Consider the following 2,592-nt stretch of genomic DNA (forward strand, 5'->3'; position numbering starts at 1 on the left):
TGTTAGCGCCAGTGCAATCGAGATCAGCGGTGCCAGTCGAACATTGACCAGGGGCTGGAGCTGGTTCCGGTAGGAGCCAACTGTGGATAACTATAGGTTGGATGCCTCGGTAGGTCCTCCTTTTCTTGAACCGGTTGTTGGTACTTCCGAGCCGTCAGGCGAGGCCCCTTCCTCCGCGACCTCGCTCACCTGGGCGGCCGCTGCCTTCCTGGTCTGTTCACGCGTCTTGATGCGCCCCTTGGCTTCGCGCGTGCTGTGGCGGAAGCGGTAGGACTCATTGCCCGTCTCGATGATGTGGCAGTGATGGGTCAAGCGATCCAGCAGCGCCGTGGTCATCTTGGCGTCGCCGAACACACTGGACCACTCCCCGAACGTCAGGTTGGTGGTGATCATCACGCTGGTGTGCTCGTACAGCTTGGACAGCAGGTGGAACAACAAGGCACCACCGGCCTGGCTGAACGGCAGGTAACCCAACTCGTCGAGCACGACCAGGTCCATGCGCACCAGACTCATGGCGATGCGTCCGGCACGTCCCTGACTCTTCTCATGCTCCAGGGCATTGACCAGATCGACCGTGGAGTAGAACCGCACTCGCTTTGCGTGCCGGGTGAGCCCGGCAATCCCCAGCGCCGTGGCCAGGTGGGTCTTGCCAGTGCCTGGGCCACCGACCAGCACCACATTCTGCGCATCCTGCGTGAACGACAGGTCCGCCAGTTTCTGGATCAACGCGCGGTCGACCTGCGAGACGGTGAAGTCGAACCCGGCCAGGTCACGGTGCATGGGGAAGCGCGCCGACTTCATCTGGTGAGCAATGGAACGCATGGCCCTGTCAGCATCTTCGGCCTGCAGCAGGTGCTCCACCAGCCAGCGCGATGCGGCCAGGGTCGTATCGCCGCCTTGCTCCGTCAGATCGGCCCAGGCCGTGGCCATGCCGTTGAGCCGCAGTGCCTTCAGCTGAGCCTGTACATCGCTGGAGGTCTCACGCATGGCCAACCTCCTGTCCGTCCAGATGATCCTGGTGGGTGGGGCGCAGCCGGTCGTAGCGCGCGGTGTCGGCTTTGGGCGCCTGGGTGAGTCGCAAGGACGTCTGCGCTTGGTCTGGCGTGGCCGGGCCGTTCAAGCGAGCCAGCACGTTGCGCACGTGCTCCACGCTGATGCTGCCGCTGGGCGCTCTGCCTTCGAGCACCAGCTCGATGGCCACCAGCACGGCTTCCAGCCCGGCCTGCGGTACCACAGCCAGCACCTGTGCCATGACCCGGTCTCCTCCAGGGTGCCTGAGCAGCGACTGGCGCAAGCGCAGCAGCGGCGCCGGCAGGTCCAGGAACGGCGTGCCGTTGCGCAAGGCGCCTGGCTTGCGCTGCACCAGCGCGATGTAGTGCTGCCAGTCGTAGCTGGTCTGCCCGCTGCCCGGCAGCCGGGCGTGACTCGCGACGACGGCGTCCGCGGCCGCGACATCAATTCGTTCTGGATAGACGCGGGTGCTGACGATGTGGCCCGCCCACTCGCACGGCACGGAGTAACGGTTGCGCGCGGCAGCCACCAGGCAGGTGCTGCTGACCCGAGCCAGCCGCTCGACGTAGCCGTTGAAGGGAGCCGGCATGGACATGAGGTGAGGCTTCTCCAGCTCCCACATCTCGGCCACGGTGAACTGCCGGTGGATCGGATGCGTGGTGTCGCTCCACACCGAACGACACCGCTCGCTCAGCCAGGCATTGAGTTCGATGAACGAGCCGAAGCGCCGGGTCGCGGCTTCGATCCAGATGCGCCTGCGACTGTCCTGTACGTTCTTCTCGACGACCCCCTTCTCCCAGCCGGAGGCGACGTTGCAGAAGTCGGCGTCGAACAGGTAGTGGCTGCACATGGCCGCGAATCGCGCGTTGACGGTGCGCTGTTTGCCACGCTGCACCTTGTCCACAGCGGTGCGCATGTTGTCGTAGATGCCGCGCCGGGTGACACCGCCGAGTGCCTGGAACGAGCGTGTGTGCGCGTCGAACAGCATCTCGTGGCCCTGGCTGGGGTAGGCCACCAGCCAGAAGGCCCGGCTGGCGCACAGCTTCAGGTGCGCCACTTGCACGTTGTAGAACACGCCGCCCACGACCATGGCTTCGACGCTCCAGTCGAACTGGAAGGCCTCGCCCAGCTCGAAGCTCATCGGAACGAACGCCTTCGCCGGACTGGCTGCCGACTCCACCCGCCAGCGCCGGATGTAGTCGGTGACGGCGCTGTAGCCGCCGCGATAGCCCTGGGCCTGTATCTGAGCAAACAAGGCGCGGCCGCTACGCCGTCCCTGCTTGGGGCGATGGCTGTCGGTCGTAAGCGCTTGGTGCAGGGCCGGCTCGAACGCCGTGAGCTTGCCGTCGAGCTTCACCCGCTCGTATTTCGGCACAACATCGCCGGGCGCCTTGAGCCACTTCTTGACCGTGTTGCGCGACAGGCCTGTGCGCTTTGCGATCTCGCTGAGGGATAGTTGGTCGCGCAGTCTCATGCGCCTGACCTTGCCAATCATGTCCATGGTGATCACCTTGAATCCCCTGCTGAAATTCTCAGCAGGTCAGTGGAACACCCTGGTCAATTTTGGATTGGCACTTTGCG

At 64.7% G+C, this 2,592-nt stretch carries 2 protein-coding genes; both read right to left on the bottom strand.

Annotated features, from left to right (window positions below; translation table 11 throughout):
• Window positions 1–90: 90 nt before the first annotated feature.
• A complete protein-coding gene (gene istB / locus BMW87_RS34530; protein WP_093083094.1) occupies window positions 91–987 on the bottom strand; it encodes an IS21-like element helper ATPase IstB in 897 nt (298 codons plus the stop codon).
• Complete coding sequence (istA, locus tag BMW87_RS34535) at window positions 980–2,512, bottom strand: IS21 family transposase (RefSeq protein WP_093083096.1); 1,533 nt, start codon at window positions 2,510–2,512, stop codon at window positions 980–982. The genes istB and istA overlap by 8 nt, the downstream gene beginning before the upstream one ends.
• Window positions 2,513–2,592: the final 80 nt, after the last annotated feature.

It is taken from the genome of Variovorax sp. OV084 (genome assembly GCF_900111625.1).
Classification (GTDB): domain Bacteria; phylum Pseudomonadota; class Gammaproteobacteria; order Burkholderiales; family Burkholderiaceae_C; genus Variovorax.

Excerpts from the sequence above, each read along its gene's own strand:
- istB (WP_093083094.1), bottom strand. The coding sequence starts at position 987 with ATGCGTGAGACCTCCAGCGATGTACAGGCTCAGCTGAAGGCACTGCGG.
- istA (WP_093083096.1), bottom strand. The coding sequence starts at position 2,512 with ATGGACATGATTGGCAAGGTCAGGCGCATGAGACTGCGCGACCAACTA.